The following is a 25,818-nucleotide window of genomic DNA, read 5'->3' on the forward strand; positions in this document are numbered from 1 at the left end:
ACCAGGATGCAACGCCGCCCGGCCGGTCCTGCTTCCCGCCCGCCGGGGCTCGGGGCGCCGGGGTTCAGCGGGTCCGACGGCCGGGGGCGGCGGTGGCGCGCGGGTCGAAGCCGAAGGGGAGTTCCAGGCGGTGCGCGCCCATGAGTTCCTCGTCGCAGAGCAGGTCGCGGGTGGGGCCGTCGGCCGCGATGACGCCCTCGCTGAGGATCACCGCGCGGGGGCACAGTTCCAGCGCGTAGGGCAGGTCGTGGGTGACCATCAGGACGGTGACGTCCAGCGAACGCAGGATGTCGGCGAGCTCGCGGCGGGAGGCCGGGTCGAGGTTGGAGGAGGGTTCGTCGAGGACGAGGATCTCCGGGCGCATCGCCAGGACGGTCGCCACGGCCACCCGGCGACGCTGGCCGAAGGACAGGTGGTGGGGCGGCCGGTCGGCGAAGGCCGTCATGCCGACCTGGTCGAGGGCCTCGTGGACCCGGGCCTCCAGTTCGGCGCCGCGCATGCCGGCGGCGGCCGGCCCGAAGGCGACGTCCTCGCGCACGGTCGGCATGAACAGCTGGTCGTCGGGGTCCTGGAAGACGATCCCGACGCGGCGGCGGATCTCCGCGAGGTGCCGCTTCTCGACGGGCAGGCCGGCGACGGTGACGGTGCCGACGCCACCGCCCAGGATGCCGTTGAGGTGCAGGACCAGGGTGGTCTTGCCCGCGCCGTTGGGCCCGAGCAGCGCGACCCGTTCGCCGTGTCCGACGGTGAGGTCGACCCCGAAGAGGGCCTGGTGGCCGTCGGGGTAGGCGTAGGCGACGCCGGACACCTCCAGGGAGGGCACGGCCGCGGGGGAGGACGGGGCGGGGGAAGCGGGGGCAGCGGTCACGGTGTCCATCCCATCAGACCGGTCGGGTGCCCGGCGCACCGGACGGGGTCGCGGTGCCCGTCCCGCCGGACGGGGTCACAGCGTCCATCCCATGAGGCAGACGGCGAGGGCCGCCGCCGGCAGCACGGCCGCGTACGCCCATTGGGCGCGGGTGGCCGACACCTCGTCGATCACCGGCATGGAGCCGGTGTAGCCGCGGCTGACCATCGCGAGGTAGACCCGTTCGCCGCGTTCGTAGGAACGGATGAAGAGGGCTCCGGCCGTTTTCGCGAGGACGCCCCAGTGCCGGACGCCGCGGGCCTCGAAGCCTCGGGAGCGGCGGGCGATGGACATGCGCCGCAGCTCGCCGCTGATGACGTCGCCGTAGCGGATCATGAAGGAGGCGATCTGGACGAGCAGCGGCGGCAGCTTCAACCGCTGGAGCCCCAGCAGCAGCGACCGCAGTTCGGTGGTCGAGGCGAGGACCACGGAGGCGGCCACGCCGAGGGTGCCCTTGGCCAGGACGTTCCAGGCGCCCCAGAGTCCGGAGACGCTCAGCGACATGCCGAGCACCTCCACGCGCTCGCCCTCGGCCACGAACGGCATGAGGACGGCGAAGGCCACGAACGGCACCTCGATCAGCAGCCGCCGCAGCAGGAATCCGACCGGGATCCGGGCCGCCGCCGCGACGGCGGCGACCAGGACGGCGTACGCGCCGAAGGCCCACATGGCCTCGCGCGGCGTCGAGACGACGACGACCACGAAGGCGAAGACCGCGGCGATCTTGCAGTGCGGTGGCAGCGCGTGCACGGGCGAGTGCCCGTGCCGGTAGAGCTTGTGCGCGTGCCCGGCTCCCATGTCAGTGGGCCGAGGGGGCGGCCGTGGAGGTGGCGGTCAGGTCCTCGGAGCGGCGGCGGCGCACGCTCCAGAAGATGCCGGTGCCGACGAGGACGGTGACGCCGACGCCGATGACACCGGCGAGGCCGCCGGAGAGGCGGGCGTTCTCGACGTCCTTGACGCCGTAGTCGGCGAGCGGCGAGTCCGCGGCGGCGTGGTCCTCCACCTTGGCGTCGATGCCCTTGTCGGCGGCGACCTTCTCCAGTCCGTCGGGGTTGGCCGAGGCGTAGAAGGAGACGACACCGGCGAGGACGAGGGCGGTGGCGAGGCCGGTCAGCCACACCGCGCGGGTGGAGCGGCCGGCGGCGGGGGCGGCCGGCGCGGGCGTCGGGGCGTCGACGAGTTCGCCGTCGACGCGCAGCTTCAGCGGGGTGCTCAGGCCGGCGGCGGCGTGGACGAGGTCGGGCCGGACGGCGAGGACGGCGCCGACGGTCGCGGCGGTGATCAGGGCCTCGCCGATGCCGATGAGGACGTGCACGCCGACCATCGCGGTGAGCACCTTGCCGATCGGGACGTCGGTGGTCCCGCCGATGGCGTAGATGGCGGTGAAGACGGCCGCCGAGGCGGGTACGGAGAGCAGGGCGCCGGTGAAGGCGGCGACGGTGACGGACCGGCGGGTGGCGGGCAGCACCTTGAGGAGGCCGCGGAAGACGGCGTACGCGACGACGACGGTGACGCCGCCCATGACGGTGATGTTGACGCCGAGGGCCGTCAGGCCGCCGTCGGCGAAGAGGATGCCCTGCATCAGCAGGACGACGGACACGCACAGCACGCCGGTGTAGGGGCCGACGAGTATGGCGGCGAGCGCGCCGCCGAGGAGGTGGCCGCTGGTGCCGGCGGCGACCGGGAAGTTCAGCATCTGCACGGCGAAGATGAAGGCGGCGACGAGGCCCGCGAGGGGCGCGGTGCGTTCGTCGAGCTCGCGGCGGGCACCGCGGAGGCTGACGGCGACGGCGGCCGCGGCCACCACTCCGGCGGCCACCGAGACGGGTGCGTTGATGAATCCGTCGGGCACATGCATGGAGTGGCTCCGCTTCCTGTTTACCTCACAAAATCTTTAACCGTTCAAGAATAGTGCCCAGTTGCAAACCATTGGCAAGAGCGGTCGCATCACAAATAGTGGCGCGCGTTTTCGTCGGAATGTGCGAGTCTGGACGGACAAACGGACGCAAATGTTCCGATTTCGAGGAGCCCTGTCGATGTCAGCCACCGCGGACAATCCAGCAGCGACCGCAGACACGACCGCCGTCGAGGAGCGGGTGCGCGCCCGCGTGATCACCGACGACCCCCTCTACCGGACGATCCCGGTGGCCCTGCGCTTCGCCCCCGACGAACCGCTGGCCGTACGGATCGTCTTCCCCGCCGAGCTGTCCCCCGAGGGCACGGACAACGAGTGGGTCTTCCCCCGCGCCCTGTTGGAGGCGGGCCTGTCGTCGCCGACGGGAACCGGGGACGTGCGCGTCTGGCCGTGCGGCCGCGTGCAGGCGGTCGTCGAGTTCCACTCCCCCGACGGGGTCGCGGTCGTCCAGTTCGACATCGCCGCACTGCGCCGCTTCCTGCGTCGGACGTACGCGCCGGCCGCCCCCGCCACCCGTTAGGCGCAGCGGCCGGGCACCGGAACGGCCCCGGCCCCGCACCCCCGGAGGGGTGCGGGGCCGGGGCCGTCGCGTGTGCGCCGGTCAGGCGTTGACCAGCTCGCGGTCCTTGTCCGGACCCTCCGCGGGGCCGGAGTCCTCGCCGAGGTGCTTGCGCAGGCTCTCGCCCTCGACATCGACGTTCGGCAGGATCCGGTCGAGCCACTTCGGCAGCCACCAGGCCTTGTGCCCGAGGAGCGCGAGCACCGCCGGGACGATGGCCATGCGGACCACGAAGGCGTCGAAGAGGACGGCGATGGCGAGGCCGAAGCCGATCATCTTGACCATCTGGTCGCTGGCTCCGAGGAAGCCGGCGAACACCGCGATCATGATGACGGCGGCGGCCACGACCACCCGGGCGCTGTACTGGAATCCGGTGACGACGGCCTGGCCCGGGCGCTCGCCGTGGACGTACGCCTCCCGCATGCGGGTGACCAGGAAGACCTCGTAGTCCATGGCCAGGCCGAAGACGACGCCCACCATGAAGATCGGCATCATCGACATGATCGGACCGGTCTGCTCCACCCCGAAGACCGAGCCGAGCCAGCCCCACTGGAACACCGCGACGACCGCGCCGAGGGCCGCGACGACCGACAGCAGGAAGCCGAGGGCGGCCTTCAGCGGAACCAGGATCGAGCGGAAGACGAGCATCAGCAGCAGGAAGGCGAGACCGACGACGAGCGCCAGGTAGGGCAGCAGCGCGTCGTTCATCTTCTGCGAGAAGTCGATGTTCATCGCGGTCTGGCCGCTGACGAGCACGTCGTCCCCGCTGCCGTCGCGGATCTCGCGGACCAGTTCCTCGGTGGCGTGCGAGGAGGGCCGGTCCTTGGGGATGACGCTGACGATCGCCGCGTCCTTGGCCTCGTTCTGCATCGGCGGGGCCACCATGGCCACGCCGGGCAGGCCCTTGATCCGCTCGGCGGTGCTGTCGGCGAGCGCCTTGTCGCCGTCGACGACGACCATCAGGGGGCCGTTGAAGCCGGGGCCGAATCCGTCGGACAGCAGGTCGTACGCCTTGCGCTGCGTGGTGGACACCGGCTGGGCGCCGTCGTCCGGCAGGCCCATCTCCAGCTTGCTCGCCGGGATGGCGATGATGCCGAGGCCGATGACTCCGGCGAGCAGCACCATCACGGGGCGACGGAGCACGAAGCGGGCCCAGCGGGTGCCGCCGTTGGGCTTGGGCTTGGCGTCCGCGTCGGGGCTCTTCCCCTTGCCCTTGCCGAACAGCTTGCTCTTCTCGCCGGCGGGCAGGACCTTCTTGCCCGCGAAGCCGAGGATCGCCGGAACCAGCGTCAGGGCGACGAGCACCGCGATGACCACCGTGCCCGCGGCCGCGACGCCCATCTTGGTCAGCATCGGGATGTTGACGACGGCCAGGCCCACCAGGGCGATGACCACGGTCAGACCGGCGAAGACGACGGCGGAGCCGGCCGTTCCGGCGGCCCGGCCCGCAGCCTCGTCCCGCGCACGGCCGTCGGCGAGCTCCGCGCGGTAGCGGGAGACGATGAAGAGGGCGTAGTCGATGCCGACCGCGAGGCCGATCATCATCGCGAGGGTGGAGGTGGTGGAGCCGAGGTCCAGCACGTTCGCGAGCGCGGTGATGGAGGAGACGCCGATGCCCACGCCGATCAGGGCGGTCAGCAGCGGCAGGCCGGCCGCGATCAGCGAGCCGAAGGTGATGACGAGGACGATCGCGGCGACCAGGATGCCGATGATCTCGCCGGAGCCCGTCTCGGGCGCCACCATCAGGGCGTCGCCGCCGATCTCGACGCCGAGCCCCTGCGCCTGGGCGTCCTTGCCGGACTCCTTGAGCGCGTCGCGGGTGGCGTCCTTCAGCTCCATGCCGCTGACCTTGTACTTGACGCTGATGTAGGTGGTGGAGCCGTCCTGGCTCACTGCCTGCGTCTTGTACGGGTCGTCGACGGTGGCGACCTCGGCGGCGCCGGGGCCGGTCTTCAGGCCGGAGATGACCTTCTCGACCTCGGTCCTGACGCCCGGGTCGGTGACCTTGGCGCCCTCCGGGGCCTTGATGACGATGCGGGCGGTGGCGCCGTCGGCGGACATGCCCGGGAACTTCTTGTCCAGCAGGTCGAAGGCCCGCTGGGCCTCGGTGCCGGGTATCGAGAACGAGCCGGAGGTGGGCGCGGAGGCCGTCGCGGCGCCGAAGACGGCGACGAACAGCAGCGCCACCCAGGCGAGCGCGACGAACCGGCGGTGCCGGAAGGCACCGCGGCCGAGCCGGTAGAGGAAGGTGGCCACGAGGGTGGTTCTCCCGTTCAGGTCGTGGGATGGATCCGGGACGGATCAGGGCGTGGAAGGCCGGCCCGACGACGAGAGCGGCGTGTCAGGAGCAGCGGGCGGTGCGGAACGCTGGTGGGGAGGGTCAGACGCCGAGGGCGGGGAAGACCACGGCGTCGATGAATTCGCCGAGGAAGACCTGGTCGACGGACCGGTCCTCGATCAGCGGGAGCGCGATGAACGCTCCGATGAGCATGTGCGGCACGAAATCCAGGGCCGGACAGTCCCGACGGATCTCGCCCCGGTCGACGGAGCGCTGCAACATCCGCTGCAGGCCGTTGATCTCCGGGTCGACCAGCAGGTCCCGCAGCGCCTTGTGGAGCTCCGGGCTCGTGTGGACCGCATGGGCCAGACCCCGCATCAGCGCGGTGTCCTTGGCCATCTGCGCGTCATCGGAGTGCGCCACCATCAGCGCGAAGTCCCCCCGCAGCGTCCCCGTGTCGATCTCCCCCAGGGAGACCGGCTGGGTACATCGCAGGGCCTTGGCGACCAGCTCCGGCTTGCTCCCCCACTGGCGGTAGAGGGTGGCCTTGCTGGACTTCGTACGGGCGGCGACCGCGTCCATGGTCAGCGCCTCGTAGCCGACCTCGCGGAGGAGGTCGAGGACCGCCTCATGGAGTTCGGCCTGTCGCTCGGGGGTGATCCGGCTGCGCCGCGCCGACGTCTCCGACGCCTCTTCGGTCATCTCCGTGCCCCCTGCCCGAGCGAAACTGTTCCGTACCGTTAATACGATACCCCGCCCCCGAAGGGAACGAAACCGTTCCGTTTCGCTGAGGGAGTGGCGTCGGTCACCCGGTCGCCGCACGCCCCGAATCCCTCGAAGGGGATCACTTGTACGAGTTGCCGCGGCCCTCCGGCGCGGAAAGCATTGGGGGGTGAGTCACGACGTCGCGTACCTCCGGTTCCCGCACCTGCACGACGACCTGCTGTGCTTCGCCTCCGAGGACGACCTCTGGGTCGCCCCACTCGTCCCCGAAGGAGCCAGGCCCGGCCGGGCCTGGCGGATCACCGTCGACCGGACCCGGGTCAGCCACCCCCGCTTCTCCCCCGACGGCCGACAGATCGCCTTCACCACCTGGCGCAGTCTCGACCCCGAGATCCACCTCGTCCCCGTGGACGGCGGTCCCGCCCGCCAACTCAGCCACTGGGGCGCCACCGACACCCGCGTCTGCGGCTGGACACCGCCCGACGAGGACGGACGCAGCGACATCCTGGCCGTGTCCTCGCACGGCCAGCCCTTCTCGTACTTCGCCTGGGCCTACAGCCTGCCCACCGACGGCAGCCCCGGCGGCCGCCTCCCCTGGGGACCCGTCTCCGACCTCCAGGTCCAGGAGGGGCCGGACGGTGAGCGGCGCAGCCTGCTGCTGACCGGCAAGCCGCCGCACGAGCCCGCCGCCTGGAAGCGCTACCGGGGCGGGGCCACCGGCCGACTGTGGCTGCACGGGAAGCGGCTGCTGGAGGACATCGAAGGGCACCTCGACTCCCCCGTGTTCGTCGGCGGCCGGATCGCCTTCCTCTCCGACCACGAGGGCATCGGCAACCTCTACTCCTGCCTGCCCGACGGCACCGACCTGCGCCGGCACACCGACCACGACGAGTTCTACGCCCGCCACGCCTCCAGCGACGGCTCACGGGTCGTCTACCAGTGCGGCGGCGACATCTGGCTCGTCGATTCCCTCGACCCCGACGCCTCCCCGCGCAAGCTCCACGTACGCCTGGGCGGGCCGCGCGCGGGGCGCCGCACCTACCAGGTGCCGGCCGCCAGCCACGTCGACTCCCTCTCCGTCGACACCACCGGACGGGCCAGCGCCGTCGTGGTGCGGGGCAGCCTCTACTGGCTGACCCACCGCGACGGACCCGCCCGCACCATCGCCGACACCCCGGGCGTCCGGGTCCGGCTGCCCGAGATGCTCGGCAGCGGCGGGCAGGTCGCCTACGTCACCGACGCCGAGGGCGAGGACGCGATCGAGATCGCCTACCTCCCCCGCGCCTCCGGGGAACGCGAGCCCCGGCGGCTGGCCTCGGGCGCGCTGGGCCGCGTACTGGAGCTGCTGTCCGATCCCGACGGGGAACGCCTCGCCATCGCCTCCAACGACGGACGGCTCCTGCTCCTCGACGCGACGGAGGAGTCCAACGGCGAGGTCACCGAGCTGGTCCGGTCGATCAACGGGCCCGTCACCGACCTGGCCTTCTCCCCCGACGGCTGCTGGCTGACCTGGTCCCACCCCGGCATCGGGCGGTCGTTGCGACAGATCCGGATGGCGAAGATCTCCGGACCCGGCCCGCACACCGTCGTCGACGTCACCAACGGCCGCTTCGAGGACGAGAACCCGGTCTTCACCCGCGACGGCCGCTACCTCGCCTTCCTGTCCTGGCGCGGCTTCGACCCCGTCTACGACGTGCACACCGGCGACCTGTCCTTCCCGCTGGGCTGCCGCCCGTACCTGGTGCCGCTGTCCTCGGCGACGAACTCCCCCTTCGCGTTCTCCCCCGACGGACGCCCGGCGGCGGGCGGGTTCGATCCGGCCGAGGGGGACTCCGAATCCGGCGACGGCGCGGTGACCGTGGAGGTCGAGGGGCTGGAGAGCCGGGTCACCCCCTTCCCGGTGTCCGCCTCGAAGTACTCGGCCCTGTACCCGGTGAGCGGCGGCGGACTGGTGTGGCTGCGCTGGCCGATCTCGGGCGCGCTCGGCGAGACCTTCGCGAACCCGGCCGACACCAGCGGCAAGCCGACGCTGGAACACTTCGACATGACCAAGGCCCGCAAGGCCGAACTGGCCACGGGACTGGACTGGTTCGCGGTCAGCGGCGACGGCACCCGGCTCGTCGTCAACGACGACGGGGACCTGCGCGCGGTGCCCTCGACCGAACCGGGCGACGGGGACTCGACGGTCTACCTGGACCTGCGGCGCATCCTGCACGAGGTGGACCCGGCGGCCGAGTGGCGTCAGGCCTTCGAGGAGGCGGGCCGGCTGATCCGCGCCTACTTCTGGGATCCCGGCATGTGCGGGATCGACTGGGACGCGGTGCTGCGCCAGTACCGCCCGCTGGTCGAACGGGTCGCCTCCCCCGACGAGTTCGCCGACCTGATGCGCGAGGTGCTCGGCGAACTCGGCACCTCGCACGCCTACGTCTCCCCCGCCCGCCGCAACGAGGGCCCGCCGCACTACCAGCGGGCCATCGGGCTGCTCGGCGCCAACTTCGTCCCCCGCGACGGCGCCTGGATGCTCTCCCGGATCCTGCCCGGCGAGTCCTCCGACTCCAAGGCCCGTTCCCCCCTCGCGGGCACCGGAATCCGCGAGGGCGCCGTGCTCACCCACGTCGACGGCCGCGCCGTCGACCCGGTGACCGGCCCCTACCCGCTGCTCGCGGCGGCCGGCGGCACCACCGTCGAGCTCACCTTCGAGCCCGCCGAGGGGTCCGGTCGGGCCCGGCGGGTGGCGGTCGTCCCGCTCGTCGACGACCGGCCGCTGCGCTACCAGGACTGGGTGTCCAAGCGGCGGGCCGTGGTCCGCGAGGTCAGCGGCGGCCGCTGCGGCTACCTGCACATCCCCGACATGGGCGGCTCGGGCTGGGCGCAGTTCAACCGCGACCTGCGGATGGAGATGTCCAGGCCCGCCCTGATCGTCGACGTGCGCGGCAACGCGGGCGGCCACATCAGCGAGCTGGTCGTGGAGAAGCTGACCCGCTCGATCCTCGGCTGGGACCTGACCCGGGACGCCCAACCGGTCTCGTACGCCTCGAACGCGCCGCGCGGCCCGATCGTCGCCCTGGCCGACGAGGCGACCTCCTCCGACGGGGACATGATCACCGCCGCGTTCAAACTGCTCGGCCTGGGACCGGTGGTGGGCCAGCGCACCTGGGGCGGGGTCGTCGGCATGACCGGTCGGCACACCCTGGGCGACGGGACGGTGATCACGGTGCCGATGAACGCCGCCTGGTTCCCGGAGTACGGCTGGTCGGTGGAGAACCACGGCGTCGAGCCCGACCTCTCGATCCTGCGCACCCCGCTGGACTGGGCGGAGGGCCGGCACGCCCAGCTCGACGACGCCGTGCACCTGGCGCTGGAGCTGCTGGAGCAGGACCCGGCGGCCGTGCCGCCCGGCTACACGGACGTCCCGGACCGGCGCCGTCCGAAGCTGCCGCCGCGGGAGTAGGCGCGCGGGAGCCCGCATGCGGAAGGGGCGCGGCCCGCGTGGTGCGGGCCGCGCCCCTCGGCGTCGTGACGCGCTACTTGTCGAGCGCGTCGTCCAGGGCGTCACGGACCTGGGCGGTCCGTGGGCCCACCTCCTGCACCGGGGCCGGGGCGCGGCCGGCCTCCGCCTCGGTGCCCTGGGCCGCGGCCCTGGCCTCGGCCTGCTCCGCGAGCCGTCTCGCCTTGTCCTGGAACTGGTCCCTCAGACCCATGCTGTTCCCTCCTGGAAAGGGTGGGGCGTGATGCCGACCAGCCTGGCACGGAGGGACGTTCCTCGCATTACGGTCTATGCGTGGTGGGTGCGTTCCTTCTCGTCGGCCGCACCGCCGGCCCCGACGAGCCCCGTGGAGACGCCGGACAGGCGCGGCTCGAACCGTCGCATCTCCCGCTGCCCGACCGTCGCGATGATCCCCGGCAGGTAGCCGCGCGTGCCCTGCATGCCGCGCAGCCACCACTGCGCGTAGACGTGCGCCGAGCGCCGTTCGATGCCCGCCACGATCCGGTCGACGGCCGGGCCGAGCGGGTAGGTGCGGTTCGCGGGCCACGGCAGGCTGCGCCGCAGGTCGCGCATGACCTCGTCCTGGTCGGCCCCGCGCACCATGTCGGTGTCGGTCCAGGACAGGTAACCGACGCCGACCTTGACGCCCTTGTGGCCGACCTCTGCACGCAGGCAGTGCGCGAAGGCCTCGACGCCCGACTTGGAGGCGCAGTAGGCCGTCATCATCGGGGCCGGGGTGATCGCGGCGAGCGAGGCGATCTGGAGGAAGTAGCCGCGGCTCTCGGTGAGGACGGGCAGGAAGGCGCGGGCGGTGACGGCGCCGCCGATGAGGTTGACCTCGATCACGCGCCGCCAGGCCACCGGGTCGGAGTCGACGAACGGCCCGCCGGCGGCGACCCCCGCGTTGGCGACGACGAGGTCCACCTTGCCGAAGCGTTCCTTGACCTCCCGGGCGACCCGCGCCATCGCCTCGTGGTCGGTGACGTCGGCGTGCCAGTGGGCGCTGTCGGTGTGCAGACGCTCGGAGACCTCCTTGAGCGCCTCGGGTTCCAACCCCACCAGGGCCACCTTGGCGCCGCGCGCGGACAGCTTGCGGGCGAGCAGTTCGCCCACCCCGCGGGCGGCTCCGGTGACGACGGCGACCTGTCCTTCCAGACTGCTGCGGCTCACGGCGTCTTCTCCTTCTCGGCCTCTGCGGCCGGGGCGGCACCCGCGGCCGGGTCGGCCTGTCGTGCGGGCAGGTGGCGGGCGGTGAGATCGCGCAGGGCGGCCGAAACGGCCTCCGGCGCCTCGACGGGCGTCATGTGGCCCGCTCCGGTGAGTTCGGTCAGGCCGACGCAGTTCGGCAGCGCCGCGGCCAGCGCCCGGGCGTGCCCGATCGGGGTGAGCCGGTCGGCCGTGCCGCCGATCACCGCGGTGGGCACGGTCAGCCGGGCCAGTTCGGCGTCGAGGTCGAGGGCGGCCAGCACCTGCGACCAGGCGTGTCGGACCCCGGCGGGGCAGCCGTGCACGATGCGGGCGCAGGCTTCCACCCGGTCCGGCGCCGATCCGGGGCTCATGGTCGCGTACTTGAGCAGGGCGCGGGCGACGGGCGTGACGGGCCCGAGGGGGGCCCGCGCGCCGAGCACCGCCCGGGTGACGCGGGTCCGCAGCGGTCCGGGGCGCAGCGGCAGGACGGTCGAGCCCGCCACCAGCCCGGAACTGCCCGTGCTGCACAGCAGGGCGGCCGCGGCGTGCTCCACGAACTCGGGCCGGCCGGCGGCGGCCATGACGGTCATGCCGCCCATGGAGTGCCCGGCGACGACGGCCCGCTCGCCGGGGGCGAGGGTGGCCTTCAGTACCGCGACGAGATCGTCGGCGAGGCGGTCGGTGCCGTAGGCGCGGGACGCGGGGCTGCGGCCGTGGCCGCGCTGGTCGTAGACGATGACGCGGTGGTCCTTCGCCAGGTCCCGCACCTGCGCCGCCCAGAAGGCGGTGGAGCAGGTCCAGCCGTGGGCCAGGACCACGGCCGGGGCGCCCTCCCGCCCGTGCACCTCCACGTGCAGGCGGGCCCCGTCGGCGGAGGTGACGGCCGGCACCCGGGCCGGGGTGGGGGGCGCCCAGCGCCCGGTGGTGACGTGCGCGGGCCGGTTCACGCCGCCCCCTCCTCGGCCGCGGCCGGCGCGGGTCCCGTCGTCGGGGCCGATGCCGCCGCGCGGCCCGCGGCGGCGGGTTTCGCGGGTGCCCCGCCGCCCCGGCCCGGCTCGGGCGCGGTGACGGCCACGGCGACGGCCGGGGCCCGCTCGCGGTCCCGGACGCGGATGACCTCGTACTCGGAGAGGTCGACCGTCCGCGTCTCCTTGCGGAACTCGCCGGTCGTGCCCGGCCAGACGGTCGTGTTGCGGCCCTGGGCGTCCAGGTACCAGCTGGTGCAGCCGCCGGTGTTCCAGACGGTCCGCTCCATCCGCGCCTGCACGTTCCGGTTCCACCGGTTGACCGCGGAGGGGCGGGCGGCCAGCGCGGTGCGCCCGCCCAGGACGCCGAGCTGACGCATGTAGTCGGCCATGTAGTTCAGCTGCGACTCGATCATCAGGATCATCGAACTGTTCCCGAGGCCCGTGTTCGGGCCGATGATCGTCATCCAGTTGGGGAAGCCGGCCGCGGTCGCCCCGCGCAGCGACTGCATCCCGTCCTTCCAGGTATCGGCGAGGGTCCGCCCTTCCACGCCCACGACCCGGTCGGCGATCGGCATGTCCGTGACGTGGAAGCCGGTGCCGAAGATGATCGCGTCGACCTCGGTCTCGGTCCCGTCCGCCGCCACCAGGACCGAACCGCGGACCTCCGTCAGCCCGGAGGCCACGACGTCCACGTCGGGCCGGGCCAGCGCCGGGTAGTACTCGTTGGACAGCAGGATCCGCTTGCAGCCGATCCGGTACGAGGGCGTCAGCTTGGCCCGCAGCTCCGGGTCCTTGATCGAACGCGCCATGTTGGCCTTCGCCAGCGACTCGACCAGCCCGAGCTGGTTCGGCCGCTTGGTGAAGGCACTGACCTGGAGCTCGCGGATCCCCCACAGCAGGCCGCGGCGCGCGGCGCGGGTGAAGGGCAGCTGGCGGTGCAGCCAGCGCTCGACCGGACCGATGGCCCGGTCGGTGCGCGGCATGACCCACGGTGGGGTGCGCTGGAAGAGCGTCAGGCGCTCCACCTCGGGGGCGATCGCCGGGACGATCTGGATCGCGGAGGCCCCGGTCCCGATCATGGCGACGCGCTTGCCGCGCAGGTCGTAGTCGTGGTCCCAGCGGGCGGAGTGGAAGACCTTGCCCGGGAACCCGGCGAGCCCGGGGATCTCCGGCAGCTTGGGTTCCGAGAGCGGCCCGGTCGCGGACACGACCACGTCGGCGGTGAGCGCTCCCCCGGAGGTCTCGATCTCCCAGCGCAGCTCCTCGGTGTCCCAGCGCATCATCTCGACCTCGTGGTTCAGTCGGATGTGGCGGCGCAGTCCGAAGACGTCGGCGACGTGTTCCAGGTACTCCCGGATGGCGGGCTGCCCGGAGAAGGTCCGCGGCCAGTCGGGATTGGGCGCGAAGGAGAAGGAGTACAGGTGCGAGGGGACGTCGCACGCGCATCCGGGATAGCTGTTGTCGCGCCAGGTGCCGCCGACGGAGTCGGCCCGCTCCAGGACGACGAAGTCGGTGATCCCCTCGCGCCGCAGCCGTACGGCCGCCCCCAGCCCACCGAATCCGGATCCGATCACCGCCACTCGTACGTGCTCGCGCCCACGTTCTGCCATGCCGCCCATGCCCGCCGCCTTCCGCTTCCGCAGTCCCAGCCACCACACCGCAACACTGCCAGCAATCACTGGCACAATCGGGAGAGTAGAGCAGCCCCGTACCCATGGGTAGGGGTCACGCCCGGAAAGTTACTGCGGGTACGACCCAAGGACTGTCCCGTGATCCCCCGCGCATCGGCGCACGGCGTCGGACGCGGTGCCCCGCAAGGCGGAGGAGCGTCCCCATACCGGGCGTATCCGGGCGTTCCGACAACGCGGCGAGGTGCCGTGGCCGGCGTCGTGCGCCCGCCGGGGATCACGGGACAGCCCTTAGGCTGCGCGTGTGGCGCACGAAGAGACAGCAGCGACGACGGAGGACGGGCCCGCGATGGCACGCGAATACCGGACCGCGGAACTGGCCGACGCGGCCGGCATACCGGTGCGCACCCTGCGCTTCTACCGCGAGCGCAAGCTGCTCCCGCCGCCCCGCCGCGAAGGCCGCATCGCCTGGTACGACGACCACCACCTCGCCCGCCTGCGCACCATCGCCGCGCTCCTGGAACGCGGCCACACCCTGGGCGGCATCGCCGAACTGACCGCCGCGTTCGAGCACGGCCGCGACGTCGGGCAGCTCGGCGAGCTCCTCGGCATGGGCTGGTCCGAGGAGACCCCGGTCCGACTGACCCCGGAGGCCCTCGCCGACCACTTCGAGGGCGAGGTCACCCCGGAGAACCTCGCGGCCTCCCTCGACCTCGGCTACCTCGCCGTCGACGGCGAGGTCATCGTGCACGTCAGCCGCCGCCTGCTGGACGTCTCCTCGGCACTGGTCCGCGAGGGCGTGCCGCTCGCCGCCGTCCTGGAGACCGGCCGCCGGGTCCGCGCGCACGCGGACGCGATGGCGGCCCTGTTCACCGAGCTGATCTCCACGCACCTGTCCGAGGAGTCCCTGCCCCGCCTACGCCCCCTCGCGAAGAGCGTGGTCGAGGCGGAGCTCACCATGGCGATGGACCGACTGCTGGCCACGCACCAGGAGCCCGGCCGGGGCCCCGGTCGGGAAGTCGACCCGGACCCGGGTCAGGAACCGAGCGCGTAGGCCACCGACACCGGCGCGTGGTCCGACCAGCGCTCCGGGTGCGTCTCGGCGCGCTCCACCCAGGCCTTCACGGCCTTCGCGGCCAGCCCCGGGGTCGCCACCTGGAGGTCGATCCGCCAGCCGGCGTCGTTGTCGAAGGCACGGCCCCGGTAGGACCACCAGGAGTACGGCCCCTCGGCGTCGGGGTGCAGCTCGCGCACGACGTCGACGTACCCGGCCTCCGCGTACACCTTCCCCAGCCACTCCCGCTCCTCCGGTAGGAAGCCGGCGTTCTTGCGGTTGGTCTTCCAGTTCTTGAGGTCGGCCTCCCGGTGGCAGATGTTCCAGTCCCCGCACACCACGACCTCCCGGCCGTCGGCGGCGGCCCGCGCCCGGAGCGCCGTCAGGTAGGTGAGGAACTCGTCCATGAACCGGTACTTCTCGTCCTGCTTCTCGGTCCCCGCCTCACCGGAGGGCAGGTAGAGGCTGGCGACGGTCACGCCCGGCAGGTCGATCTCCAGGTACCGGCCGGCGGCGTCGAACTCGTCGCTCCCGAAGCCGACCCGAACCCGCTCCGGCTCCCGGCGCGTGTACAGCGCGACCCCGGCCCGCCCCTTGGCGGCGGCGGGCGCGAACACCGTGTGCCACCCCTCGGGCTTGCGCACCTCCTCCGGAATCTGCCCTTCCTCGGCCCGTACCTCCTGGAGGCACACGACGTCGGCGTCGGATCCCGCGAGCCACTCCCCGAAGCCCTTCTTGGCGGCGGCGCGGATCCCATTCACATTCACGGAGGTCACAGTGAGCATCCCAGCACCATAGCCGGAGCCTTCCGTACGATGTCCTGATGTCTCACGGGATACGCCTGCGCACCGCCGCCTACGACCACCCCGACGCCGTCACGCTCGACGCCCAGGTCCAGCTGGAGTACCAGCGGCGCTACCAGGGCGAGGGCGACGCCACCTTCCTCGACCCCCGCATGTTCCTCCCGCCGAACGGCCTGTACCTGCTGGCCTACGACACCTCGGACGCCCCCGTGGCCAGCGGGGCCTGGCGCTGCCAGGACCGCAACGACGAGGGCTACTCCGACGGCGACGCCGAGGTGAAGCGCATGTACGTGGTCCCCGAGGCCCGCGGCCTGGGCCTGGCCCGCCGCATCCTGGCCGAGCTGGAGGCCGACGCCCTCGCTGCGGGCCGCCGCCGCATGGTCCTCGAAACCGGCGACCAGCAGCCGGAGGCCATCGCCCTCTACCTCTCCTCGGGCTACGCCCTGTCGGAGAAGTTCGGCTACTACCGCTTCCACGAGTCCAGCCGCTGCATGACGAAGCAGCTGACGCGCTGACCCGTCCGACAGCGGCTCCGTCGGAACGCACGGCCGGGGCGCGGACCCTACCGACCCGCCCCCACCGGTCCGCCCCTTCCCCCGCGTTGTGGCCGGCCGGCCACGGTCCGGTTCTCCGCTCCCGGGCTCCTGCTGCGGCAGGACGGGACGGGAGCCGGCAGCTGGTTGCACGTCCCGGGGACGGACCCCGGCCCACCTCACCGCGGCCTGCACGGCCGTTCCCGGGGACTGGACGCACGGGCAGGGCACGGAACCGCCCGCCGACCAGGGCCCGTCGGGCCGGCCTTTCGGGATCCGATCGGGCGCCACCCCGTAAACGCCGAGATCCCGCCCGGTCTTTCGACCGGACGGGATCTCATGACGTTCTCGGGAGCAACCCGCGAACTGTCGTTTGTGGACCTGTGGGGATTTGAACCCCAGACCCCCTCGATGCGAACGAGGTGCGCTACCAGACTGCGCCACAGGCCCTTGCGACGTGTGAAACATTAGCATCCCCTCGCGGGTGCTCCAAAACCGATTCCCCGGAGCGTCCGCGCAGGTCACCGACAGCCGGTCACTCGTTCGCGGCGCGCGGCCGGTCCTCGCCCTCGTACTGGTCGAAGAGCGGGGTGCGCCCCCGGTCGCGGCCGCGGGGGCGCGGCGTGGTCGCCTGGGCCGCCGGCTCCGGCCGGGACTCGGACCTGGAGGCCGGACCGGCCTCCGCACCGGACGCGGCCCGCGCCTCCGGCCTCGGCTCCGCCGCCGGCTTCGGCACCCCGGGCTGCGCCCGCAGTCGGGGTTCGGTCGGCTCGGCGGTGCTGGAGCGGGTCGCGCTCCAGGCGTCGGGGGCGGTCGGACCGGTGGCGCGGGGGGCGACGGGGGCCGTCACGTACGTCGGCAGCGGGACCGGGACCGGCTCCCAGCTGTCGCCGCGCGCCGGACCGCGCTCGCGCTCGCGCTGCTGGTCCACCCACTCGGCGTGGTCGGTCTGCTCGACGAGGGCGCGGCGCCCGGCTTCCTGGGGGGAGACCGGTGGCGCGGGGTCCGGTTCGGCGCCCGTGGCGGCGGGGTCCTCGGCGGCCCGCCGGCGGGGCCGGTTCTCCCGCAGGTTGCGGGCGGCCGCCTCGGCGCGCCGGCGGTCCATGGTGAACTCGTAGCGCCTCCGCTCGTGGACCCGCAGGTGCACGATGTACGCGCTCAGCAGCAGGGCGGGGACGGCCGGCGCCCACAGGTAGTGGAGCCCGCCGACCGCGGCGACGACCGCTCCGGCGCTGAAGACCAGGAAGAGGAGCGCGGTGGTGCGCCGGCGGCGCGCGAGCACCTGGAGGCGCTGCTGGCGCCGGGCCCGCTCGGCCTCGACGAACCTGGGCTCGGCCCTGGTCGGGGGCACGTCGAAGGCCCGGGCGTCGGCGTCGACGGAATCAACCGTCTCCGTCGCGGCGTCCGGGTCCCCGTGGGGCTGGGGCTCCGCCTGTTCGTCACCGCGCTCACGCAGCCCCTTGGCGTAACGGCGCTCCATTCCCGCTCGGCCGGAAAGCAGCCTGATGGCGGTGGAGAAGCGTTCCGTCGGACGCGCTTCGTTCAGCTCGTCCTGCCTCCGGAGCCACATGGGCACCAAGTAGGCGGCCCAGGCCCCGACGATGACTGCGTAGATGAGGCCGCTGCTGCTCACACCCCACACCGTAAAGGGGCGCGGGCGGGGGGATCAGCCAATTGAGTCGGTGTGTCGCACGATCAGGCTGATATCACGGACTTTTTTTGTGATTCTTCGGATCAGGTTATGGGCGACCCGGTCAAGAATTCGAACGCATTTGCGATAACCGGCTTTCAGGCCGTCGTCGGCGGCCTTTCCTGCGGCTGCGGTCGGGTGCGGTGCCACCGGCGCAGCAGTCCCTCCGGGACCTCCTCCACCGTCAGCGCGAAGACGAGGTGGTCCCGCCAGGCGCCGTCGATGTGCAGGTACCTCGGACGGACCCCCTCCGAGCGGAATCCGAGCTTCTCCACGACCCGACGGCTGGGACCGTTCTCCGGGCGGATGCACACCTCGATGCGGTGCAGCCCGACCTTGGCGAAGCAGTGGTCCACGGCGAGCGCGACGGCCGTCGGCATCACACCGCGGCCCGCGACGTCCCGGTCCACCCAATAGCCCACGTGGGCGGCGCACATCGAGCCCCAGGTGATCCCGGCGACCGTCAACTGGCCGACGAGACGCCCCTGGTACTCGATGACGAAGGGCAGCATGCGGCCCGCGTTCGCCTCCGCCCGCAGGTGGCGGACCATCTGCCGGTACGTCGGCCGTTGGATGACGGGGCCCCAGGGCGCGGGCGGCGGAATGGTCGCCTCCCACGGTCGCAGCCATTCGCGGTTGCGCCGGTTCACCTCGCGCCAGGCACGCTGGTCCCGCACCTTTATCGGCCGGAGCGTGACGTCGCCGTCCGTCAACGCCACCGGCCATGACGGGCCGTTCAGCTCTGGCTCCCGGGGTCCGCCGGGGGTCTGGGGTGGTCGCCGCCCCGGATCTGGTCGACGGCGTGCGGCAGGATCCGGGCCAGAACGGCGAGGCCGTCCCTCACCCCGCCCGTCGAGCCGGGCAGGTTCACGATGAGGGTGTGCCCCGCGACGCCCGCCAGGCCCCGGGACAGGGCCGCCGTCGGCACCTTGGCGAGGCCCTCGGCGCGGATGGCCTGCGGGATGCCGGGAATCTCGTAGTCCAGTACCCGGGCGGTCGCGTCCGGGGTCCGGTCGGTCGGCGAGATGCCGGTGCCCCCGGTGGTGAGGACGACGTCGTACCCGGCGGCCACGGCCTCGCGCAGCGCCGCCTCGACGGGGTCGCCGTCGGGGACCACGCGCGGGCCGTCCACCTCGAAGCCGAGCTCCACCAGCGCCTCGGCGAGCAGGGGGCCGCCCTTGTCTGCGTAGACGCCGCGCGACGCGCGGTTGGAGGCGGTGACCACCAGGGCCCGCGGCGCGGGGGCCGCGGCCCCGTCGGGCGCGGGGGCCGTCCACGCCTCGCCGGTCACCGGCGGGACGTGGCCGTGGACCTCACCGCCGCGAGGGGTGTTCATCCCCGGCTCCAGTCGCCGGACTTGCCGCCGGTCTTCTCCTCCACCCGGACGTCGGTGATGACCGCGCCCTTGTCGACGGCCTTGACCATGTCGATCACGGTCAGACCGGCGACCGCGACGGCGGTCAGGGCTTCCATCTCGACGCCCGTACGGTCGGTCGTCCGCACCGTGGCGAGGATCTCGACGGCGTCGTCGGCGACCGACAGGTCGACCTTCACCCCGGACACCGCCAGCGGATGGCACAGCGGGATCAGGTCGGGGGTCTTCTTGGCCCCCATGATCCCGGCGATCCGCGCGGTGGCGAGGGCGTCGCCCTTCGGCACGCCCTCACCGCGCAGCAGCTCGATCACCCGGGGGGAGACGAGGACGCGTCCGCTGGCGCGGGCCGTCCGGGTGGTGACGTCCTTCGCCGAGACGTCGACCATCCGGGCCGCTCCGGCCTCGTCGATGTGGGTGAGCCTGCTCTCGGTACTCATGCTGTGCCGCTCCGCTCTGGGCCCCGAGGGGGCCTGTGTGGTGCGACACACGCTACCCGTACCGGCGGCAGGTCAGCCGAGCAGGATCACTTCCAGCTCGGTGCCGGACTCCACCGAGGTGACGTCCTCCGGCACGACCATCAGGGAGTCGGCGTGGGCCAGCGCGGCGATCAGGTGGGAGCCCGATCCGCCGACCGGGGCGACGGTGCCGTTCTCGGCGTCGTACGTGCCGCGCAGGTACTGCCGGCGGCCCGCCGGTGAGCCGAGGGGCTTGTCGCACGTGAGCACGGCCCGCACGCTCGGCCGGCCGACCGCGGACGCGGGCAGGCCCATCAGGGCCCGGATCGCGGGGCGCACGAACAGCTCGAAGGAGACGTACGAGGACACCGGGTTGCCGGGCAGCGCCAGGAGCGGGGTGTGGTCGGGGCCGATGGTGCCGAAGCCCTGGGGCTTGCCGGGCTGCATGGCGAGCTTGCGGAAGTCGACGTTCCCCGCCTCGGCGGCGTCGTCACCGGCGGAGACCGAGGTCAGGGCCTCCTTGACCACGTCGTACGCGCCGACGCTGACCCCGCCCGTGGTGACCAGGAGGTCGGCCCGGATGAGCTGGTCCTCGATGGTGGAGCGCAGCGTGTCGGCGTCGTCCGCGACGGCGCCGACCCGGTAGGCGATGGCCCCGGCGTCCCGCGCGGCCGCGGCCAGCGCGAAGCTGTTCGAGTCGTAGATCGTGCCGGCGGCCAGCGCCTCACCCGGCTGGACCAACTCGCTGCCGGTGGACATGACGACGACCCGGGGTCGCGGTCGGACCCGGACCGTGCCGCGACCGATGGCGGCGAGCAGGGCGATCTGCGGCGGCCCGAGGACGGTGCCGGCGGCCAGCGCCAGGTCCCCGGCCCGTACGTCGCTGCCGCGGGCCCGGACGTGCGCCCGGGCCTCGGCGGACCGGTGGACCCGGACCTCGCCTCCCGCGCCCTCGGGCGCGCTGGCGGCGGGGGTCATCCCGGTGGCGGCCCCGCCACCGGTGCCGCCGTCGGTCCACTCGACCGGTACGACGGCTTCCGCGCCGGGGGGCAGCGGAGCTCCGGTCATGATGCGGGCGGCCTGACCGGGGCCGACGTCGGGCAGCTCCCCGCTGCCCGCCGCCACGTCCCCGATCACCGTGAGCACCGCGGGGAACTCCTCGCTCGCACCCTGGACGTCGGCCGTGCGGACGGCGTAACCGTCCATGGAGCTGTTGTCGAAGGGCGGGAGGGCGACGGGCACGGTGACGTCCTCGACCAGGACGCAGCCCTGGGCGTCGAGCAGCTGGAGCTCGATGGGCTCCAGCGGCCGGACGGTCGCGAGGATGTCCGCCAGGTGCTCGTCCACGGACCACAGACGAGGGTGGCCGGTGTCCTGCGGTGCGGAACTGCTCAAGGTGCTACATCTCCTCCGTGACGTAACGGTGAAGCCAGGTGCGGAACTCGGGTCCCAGGTCCTCACGCTCGCAGGCGAGTCGGACGATGGCCCGCAGGTAGTCCCCCCGGTCCCCGGTGTCGTAGCGGCGGCCGCGGAAGACCACGCCGTGCACCGGGCCGCCCACGGTCTCGTCGGCGGCCAGCTTCTGCAGGGCGTCGGTGAGCTGGATCTCCCCACCGCGGCCCGGCTCGGTCTCCCGCAGTATGCCGAAGATCGCCGGGTTCAGGACGTAGCGTCCGATGACCGCGTAGTTGCTGGGCGCCTCCGCGGCATCCGGCTTCTCCACGAGACCGGTCACGCGGACGACGTCCGCCTCGTCGGTCGGCTCGACGGCCGCGCAGCCGTAGAGGTGCACGTTGGCCGGGTCGACCTCCATGAGCGCGACGACGGTGCCGCCGGTGCGGGCGTGGACGTCGACCATCTGGCGCAGCAGCGGGTCGCGGGGGTCGATGAGGTCGTCGCCGAGGAGGACGGCGAACGGCTCGTTGCCGACGTGGGGCTCGGCGCAGAGCACGGCGTGACCGAGACCGCGCGGGTCGCCCTGGCGCACGTAGTGCATGGTGGCCAGGTCGCTGGACTCCTGAACCTTCTTCAGCCGGTCGTCGTCGCCCTTGGCGATGAGGGCCGACTCCAGCTCGTAGTTCCGGTCGAAGTGGTCCTCAAGCGCCCGCTTGTTACGTCCTGTGATCATGAGGACGTCGTCCAGGCCGGCCGAGACGGCTTCCTCCACCACGTACTGGATGGCCGGTTTGTCCACGACCGGGAGCATTTCCTTCGGGGTCGCCTTGGTCGCCGGAAGGAACCGAGTGCCGAGGCCCGCGGCCGGGATGACGGCCTTTTTGATCACGGGGTGCAACTGAGTCATGGGCAGAACGATAGTGGCTCTGATCGAACACCCAGCGAGATTACGGTAAAAAAGTCCCGATATGCCCGAATGAACAAGGGATTGAGACTCAACTGTGGTAGAAAATCCGCCCGAAAACGGACCCCGCCTCCCCGAGAAGGGGTCCTTGCGCCGGGATCTGCTCGCCGCCCGTCGCGCCCGGTCCGACGAAGCACGGCGGGCGGCGGCCCGCGCGCTCGCCCGCACCGCCCTCGCGCTGCCCGAACTCGCCGACGCCCGAACGGTCGGCGCGTACGTCTCCGTCGGCGGCGAGCCGGGCACCCGCGACCTGCTGGACGCGCTGCGGGCCGCCGGAAAACGGGTGCTGCTCCCCCTGCTACTGCCGGACAACGACCTCGACTGGGCCGTGTACGAGGGCCCCGACGGCCTCGTCGAGGCGGCGCACCCGGGGAAGATGCGGCTGCTGGAGCCCGCCGGACCGCCGCTCGGCCCGGACGCGGTGACGGGGGCCGACGCCGTCCTGCTGCCCGGACTCGCGGTGGACGGGCGCGGCATGCGGCTCGGGCGCGGCGGCGGTTCCTACGACCGGGTGTTGGCGCGGCTGGAGCGGGCCGGGGCGCATCCGGCGCTGGTGGTGCTCCTCTACGACGAAGAGGTGGTCGCGCGGGTCCCGGAGGAACCGCACGACCACCCCGTCCGGGCGGTCGCCACCCCCTCGGGGGTGGTGCGCTTCGGCTAGTTCGCGCCGGCCGGCTTCAACGTGAGGGTGTGGACCGTCGCCTTGTCGACGGCCGCCTTCCCGAAGGGCCAGTCCAGCAGTTCGCCCTTGGCCCAGAGGTCCGTCTGGTCCGTGTAGTTGTCGTGGTACGCGTGCCCCGAGGCGCCGGTCAGGTTGATCCAGCGGGACTTGTCCAGGTCGTTGAGGTTCACGACCATGCGCATCGACGGGACCCAGGTGACCCCGTACCCGCCGGAGGCGTTCCAGCCGGTGGCGTTGACGGTGGCCTCGCCGCCGCCCAGGTTCCAGGGGCCGCGGTTGAGGAGCCACTGCATGAAGCCGGGGCCCTCGGTGCCGATGGTCTGGTTCTTGAGCGTCAGCTGGTGCAGGCGGCCCCAGCTCCAGGTGGACTGGTCCTTGCCGAGCTTGGCGGTGAGCTCCCAGCGGGCGTCGTGCATGGCCCGGGCGAACAGCTCGTCGCGGGTGGTGGTCGCCTTGTCCGCGCGGACGGCGGGGCTCTTCCACCAGGCCGACTTCTCGTCCTTGACCAGGCGACGGACCACCTCGAACCAGCGGTCACCGCCGTCGGGCTGGGCCGAGTCGGGGCCGCGGGTGCCGCATTCGCGGACCAGCTCGGCGAGGTCGTCGGCGGGGCCGCTCGTCTGGTCCCGGACGTTCACGCAACTGCCCTCGATGCGCAGTTCCTTGGGCATCTTGTCGCCGAAGGACAGCTTGAGGATGTTGCGCCAGACCGCGTTGAAGTAAGCCGCGGCGGCCGAGTCGGGCTCCTGGGTGTAGTTCCATCCCTCCAGCAGCTTCTGCGCCGAGCGCACGTCCGGGTCCTCGACCTGGATCTTGGCCAGCATCGGGGTCAGCAGCGCGGCGATCTCACTGCTGTTGTCCATCTGCATGGTGCGCATGTCGTCGGTGGAGATCTTGCCGCTGTCCTTGATCTTCGCCTCGATGAGGTCGTTGATCCGCTGGCTGCGGGCGCCGTAGCCCCAGTCGTTGGTCAGCAGGTAGGGGTACTTGCCCGCGCCGGTGCCGCTCTCGATGACCGCCTGGTTGGCGGTGACGACGTAGCCGCGCGCCGGGTTGAGCTCCCACGGCATCTCGTTCTGCGGGATGTAGCCCGCGTTCCCGCTCTTCCAGGCGTACTTGGGGTCCCAGCCGGGGGCCGGGAGCCGGCCGTCGCCCTGGGTGCGGATCGGGATGCGGCCCGGGGCCTGGTAGCCGATGTTGCCGGTGGCGCCCTTGTTGTCGGCGTAGATCAGGTTCTGGGACGGGACCTCGAAGTCCGCGGCGGCGGCCCGGAAGCTGTTGAAGTCCTTGGCCCGGTTCAGCTTGAAGACCGCGTCCATCGACTTGCCCGGGTCCAGGGCCGTCCAGCGCAGGGCCACGGCGTAGCCGTCGCCGCGGTCGGGCGCGGAGCTGGGGACGGGGGCGCGGGAGCCGACCGTGCCGAGGTCGTCGCTGCGGTCCGAGATCAGCGGTCCGTTGTTGGTGGAGCGGACGGTGATCTTCTTGCTGGGGCCGCCGGCGACCTTGATGACCTCGTCGCGGACGGTGAAGGGGAGCGTCTTGTTGTCGTAGACGTAGCCGTCGGGGCGGACCTGCTCCAGGTAGAGGTCGGTGACGTCGGCGCCGAGGTTGGTCATGCCCCAGGCGATGTCGGCGTTGTGGCCGATGACCACGCCGGGCATGCCGGAGAAGCTGTATCCGGCGACGTCGTACTGGCACTGGGGCGAGGTCGCGCGGCAGTGCAGACCCATCTGGTACCAGACCGAGGGCAGCTGCGGGGACAGGTGCGGGTCGTTCGCGAGGAGCGGCTTGCCGGTGGTCGTGTACTTGCCCGAGATGACCCAGGAGTTCGATCCGATGCCGCTGCCGTTGGGGCCGAGGATGGCCGGGATCTCGTCCAGGGTCTTGGCGAGGGAGGTCAGCTGCGTGCGCAGGCCGACGGTCGCGCCCTGGGCGGTTGCGTTGCCGGCGAGACCGGAGGCGGTGCTCCCGCCCTGGGGCAGGGCCTGCGAACCGGTGCCGGTCCCCGTGCCGGTGCCGGTGCCGGTGCCGGTGCCGGTGCCGGTGCCGGTTCCCGTACCCGTGCCGGATCCCGTGCCCGTGCCCGTGCCGTTGCCGGTGCCCGTGCCGGATCCCGTACCCGTGCCGTTGCCCGTACCGGTACCCGTGCCCGTACCGGTGCCCTGCGGGGTGTACTTGCCGCCCGTGACCGAGCCGCCCTCGACGATCGGCTTGTTCCGGTCGAAGGGGTACGGCGGGTAGAGCTCGTCGATCTGCGCCTGCGAGAGCTTGTTGGCCATCAGCGAGCGGTCGATCTCGTCCTGCATGTTGCCGCGCAGGTCCCAGGCCATCGCCTTGAGCCAGGCCACCGAGTCCACCGGCGACCACTTCTCCGGCGCGTAGCCCTCGCTCAGCTTGAGGGTGGCGTGCTCGACGGAGAGGTCCTTGCCGGACTTCCCGTTCAGGTAGGCGTTGACCCCGTCGGCGTAGGCCTGGAGGTACTTCTTGGTCTCGGGCGAGAGCTTCGTGTCGTACTCGGCCTGTGCGACCTGACGCCAGCCAAGGGTGCGCAGGAAGGCGTCGGTCTCCACCTGACCGGAGCCGAACATCTCGGAGAGACGGCCGGAGGTCATGTGGCGGCGTACGTCCATCTCCCAGAACCGGTCCTGGGCGTGCACGAAGCCCTGGGCGCGGAAGAGGTCCTCGTCGTTGTCGGCGTAGAGCTGGGGGATCCCGTGCTCGTCGCGCTTCACGTCGACGGTCCCGGTCAGGCCGGGGACCTTGAGGGAGCCGGTCGTCTGCGGGAACGAGGCGCGTACGGTGTCCGCGCTCCAGTACGCGCCGTAGCCGAGGCCCGCCAAGAGCGCCAGGACCATGACGAGCACGAGCAGGCGTGCGCGTCGTCCCTTCTTCTTGACGGAAGGTCCGGATTCGTTGGCGGGCATCGCTGTCCTTAGAGGGGCAGGGTGGTCCTGAGTCTGGGAGCAACCATAGGCGCAGACCCGGGTTCGTTGATCCGCCAGGGGTCGGGGGGATGCCCGGCCCGACGGGGAAGAGGGGTCGCGGGTGCTGAGGACAAGGCCGATCCGGCGTTTCACAATGTGAGGAGCGCGTCAAGAAAGCGTCAAAGATTAGGTAAGGTAACGAAGTACTTGCCGAAATGCGCCCTCGGTCGGGAGGAACGATCCGCCGGGCGGCGCCTCCAGGAAGGGCCGCCCACTGACTGTCCACACGC

At 72.3% G+C, this 25,818-nt stretch carries 22 protein-coding genes and 1 tRNA gene; 5 read left to right on the forward strand and 18 right to left on the reverse strand.

From position 1 onward, the window contains the following. Positions 1-64: 64 nt before the first annotated feature. The 3 genes from ACZ58N_RS13250 to ACZ58N_RS13260 all read right to left on the reverse strand — a co-directional run bounded on the left by ACZ58N_RS13250 (position 65) and on the right by ACZ58N_RS13260 (position 2,765). Positions 65-877 (reverse strand): energy-coupling factor ABC transporter ATP-binding protein, encoded by an 813-nt coding sequence (locus ACZ58N_RS13250; RefSeq protein WP_471158479.1) that lies wholly within the window; start codon positions 875-877, stop codon positions 65-67. Positions 878-943: 66 nt separating this feature from the next. Beyond that, positions 944-1,705, reverse strand: coding sequence for a cobalt ECF transporter T component CbiQ (gene cbiQ / locus ACZ58N_RS13255; RefSeq protein WP_471158481.1), 762 nt, complete (start codon positions 1,703-1,705; stop codon positions 944-946). Between the two features lies 1 nt (position 1,706). Continuing rightward, positions 1,707-2,765, reverse strand: a complete 1,059-nt coding sequence (locus tag ACZ58N_RS13260; protein ID WP_471158483.1) for an energy-coupling factor ABC transporter permease — start codon at positions 2,763-2,765, stop codon at positions 1,707-1,709. Positions 2,766-2,943: 178 nt separating this feature from the next. Between ACZ58N_RS13260 and ACZ58N_RS13265 the strand changes: the two genes are divergently transcribed. Then, on the forward strand, positions 2,944-3,342 hold the full coding sequence (locus ACZ58N_RS13265; RefSeq protein WP_471158485.1) for an SsgA family sporulation/cell division regulator: 399 nt from the start codon (positions 2,944-2,946) through the stop codon (positions 3,340-3,342). A gap of 81 nt (positions 3,343-3,423) precedes the next feature. Here the strand turns inward: ACZ58N_RS13265 and ACZ58N_RS13270 are convergent, their stop codons facing one another. Together ACZ58N_RS13270 and ACZ58N_RS13275 are read right to left on the reverse strand one after the other, a co-directional pair. Beyond that, positions 3,424-5,637 (reverse strand): MMPL family transporter, encoded by a 2,214-nt coding sequence (locus ACZ58N_RS13270; protein WP_471158487.1) that lies wholly within the window; start codon positions 5,635-5,637, stop codon positions 3,424-3,426. Between the two features lie 124 nt (positions 5,638-5,761). Further along, positions 5,762-6,361 carry a TetR/AcrR family transcriptional regulator gene (locus ACZ58N_RS13275; protein WP_471158489.1) on the reverse strand — a complete coding sequence of 200 codons (600 nt, stop codon included), beginning with the start codon at positions 6,359-6,361 and terminating at the stop codon, positions 5,762-5,764. A 190-nt stretch (positions 6,362-6,551) separates the two neighbouring features. On the opposite strand from ACZ58N_RS13275, the gene ACZ58N_RS13280 reads away from it, so the two are divergent. After that, entirely contained in the window at positions 6,552-9,833 is a 3,282-nt protein-coding gene (locus ACZ58N_RS13280) for a S41 family peptidase (RefSeq protein WP_471158491.1), read from the forward strand. A gap of 73 nt (positions 9,834-9,906) precedes the next feature. Here the strand turns inward: ACZ58N_RS13280 and ACZ58N_RS13285 are convergent, their stop codons facing one another. From ACZ58N_RS13285 to ACZ58N_RS13300, 4 genes are all read right to left on the reverse strand, one after another. Continuing rightward, on the reverse strand, positions 9,907-10,083 hold the full coding sequence (locus ACZ58N_RS13285) for a hypothetical protein (RefSeq protein WP_471158493.1): 177 nt from the start codon (positions 10,081-10,083) through the stop codon (positions 9,907-9,909). A 74-nt stretch (positions 10,084-10,157) separates the two neighbouring features. Next, positions 10,158-11,039 carry an SDR family oxidoreductase gene (locus ACZ58N_RS13290; RefSeq protein WP_471158495.1) on the reverse strand — a complete coding sequence of 294 codons (882 nt, stop codon included), beginning with the start codon at positions 11,037-11,039 and terminating at the stop codon, positions 10,158-10,160. Beyond that, positions 11,036-12,004: an alpha/beta fold hydrolase gene (locus ACZ58N_RS13295; RefSeq protein WP_471158497.1), complete on the reverse strand. Its 969-nt coding sequence runs from the start codon at positions 12,002-12,004 to the stop codon at positions 11,036-11,038. Before ACZ58N_RS13295 ends, ACZ58N_RS13290 begins: the two co-directional genes overlap by 4 nt. Then, a complete protein-coding gene (locus ACZ58N_RS13300) occupies positions 12,001-13,635 on the reverse strand; it encodes a flavin-containing monooxygenase (RefSeq protein ID WP_471158499.1) in 1,635 nt (544 codons plus the stop codon). Before ACZ58N_RS13300 ends, ACZ58N_RS13295 begins: the two co-directional genes overlap by 4 nt. Positions 13,636-14,002: 367 nt before the next feature. On the opposite strand from ACZ58N_RS13300, the gene ACZ58N_RS13305 reads away from it, so the two are divergent. After that, on the forward strand, positions 14,003-14,707 hold the full coding sequence (locus ACZ58N_RS13305) for a MerR family transcriptional regulator (RefSeq protein WP_471159211.1): 705 nt from the start codon (positions 14,003-14,005) through the stop codon (positions 14,705-14,707). Here ACZ58N_RS13305 and ACZ58N_RS13310 read toward each other — a convergent pair. Further along, on the reverse strand, positions 14,689-15,492 hold the full coding sequence (locus tag ACZ58N_RS13310) for an exodeoxyribonuclease III (RefSeq protein ID WP_471158501.1): 804 nt from the start codon (positions 15,490-15,492) through the stop codon (positions 14,689-14,691). The genes ACZ58N_RS13305 and ACZ58N_RS13310 overlap by 19 nt on opposite strands. Positions 15,493-15,530: 38 nt before the next feature. Here ACZ58N_RS13310 and ACZ58N_RS13315 point away from each other — a divergent pair, with 38 nt between their 5' ends. Continuing rightward, entirely contained in the window at positions 15,531-16,025 is a 495-nt protein-coding gene (locus tag ACZ58N_RS13315) for a GNAT family N-acetyltransferase (protein ID WP_471158503.1), read from the forward strand. Between the two features lie 394 nt (positions 16,026-16,419). Here ACZ58N_RS13315 and ACZ58N_RS13320 read toward each other — a convergent pair. From ACZ58N_RS13320 to galU, 7 genes are all read right to left on the reverse strand, one after another. After that, a tRNA-Ala gene (locus ACZ58N_RS13320) sits at positions 16,420-16,493 on the reverse strand. A gap of 85 nt (positions 16,494-16,578) precedes the next feature. Beyond that, complete coding sequence (gene sepX, locus ACZ58N_RS13325; RefSeq protein ID WP_471158505.1) at positions 16,579-17,676, reverse strand: divisome protein SepX/GlpR; 1,098 nt, start codon at positions 17,674-17,676, stop codon at positions 16,579-16,581. 155 nt (positions 17,677-17,831) lie between these two features. After that, complete coding sequence (locus ACZ58N_RS13330) at positions 17,832-18,452, reverse strand: GNAT family N-acetyltransferase (protein WP_471158507.1); 621 nt, start codon at positions 18,450-18,452, stop codon at positions 17,832-17,834. A 17-nt stretch (positions 18,453-18,469) separates the two neighbouring features. Beyond that, entirely contained in the window at positions 18,470-19,069 is a 600-nt protein-coding gene (locus ACZ58N_RS13335; protein ID WP_471158509.1) for a MogA/MoaB family molybdenum cofactor biosynthesis protein, read from the reverse strand. Then, positions 19,066-19,545: a cyclic pyranopterin monophosphate synthase MoaC gene (gene moaC, locus ACZ58N_RS13340; protein WP_389708504.1), complete on the reverse strand. Its 480-nt coding sequence runs from the start codon at positions 19,543-19,545 to the stop codon at positions 19,066-19,068. The genes ACZ58N_RS13335 and moaC overlap by 4 nt, the downstream gene beginning before the upstream one ends. 72 nt (positions 19,546-19,617) lie before the next feature. Further along, positions 19,618-20,958: a molybdotransferase-like divisome protein Glp gene (gene glp, locus ACZ58N_RS13345; RefSeq protein ID WP_471158512.1), complete on the reverse strand. Its 1,341-nt coding sequence runs from the start codon at positions 20,956-20,958 to the stop codon at positions 19,618-19,620. A 4-nt stretch (positions 20,959-20,962) separates the two neighbouring features. After that, positions 20,963-21,865: a UTP--glucose-1-phosphate uridylyltransferase GalU gene (gene galU, locus ACZ58N_RS13350; protein WP_471158514.1), complete on the reverse strand. Its 903-nt coding sequence runs from the start codon at positions 21,863-21,865 to the stop codon at positions 20,963-20,965. Between the two features lie 145 nt (positions 21,866-22,010). Here galU and ACZ58N_RS13355 point away from each other — a divergent pair, with 145 nt between their 5' ends. Continuing rightward, positions 22,011-22,583: a 5-formyltetrahydrofolate cyclo-ligase gene (locus ACZ58N_RS13355; protein WP_471158516.1), complete on the forward strand. Its 573-nt coding sequence runs from the start codon at positions 22,011-22,013 to the stop codon at positions 22,581-22,583. Here the strand turns inward: ACZ58N_RS13355 and ACZ58N_RS13360 are convergent. Continuing rightward, the gene (locus ACZ58N_RS13360) at positions 22,580-25,528 is read right to left on the reverse strand and encodes a penicillin acylase family protein (RefSeq protein ID WP_471158518.1); all 2,949 of its coding nucleotides are present in this window, start codon (positions 25,526-25,528) and stop codon (positions 22,580-22,582) included. The two genes, ACZ58N_RS13355 and ACZ58N_RS13360, sit on opposite strands and share 4 nt — an antisense overlap. Between the last annotated feature and the right edge of the window lie 290 nt (positions 25,529-25,818).

Source organism: Streptomyces sp. NPDC040432, from assembly GCF_055595445.1.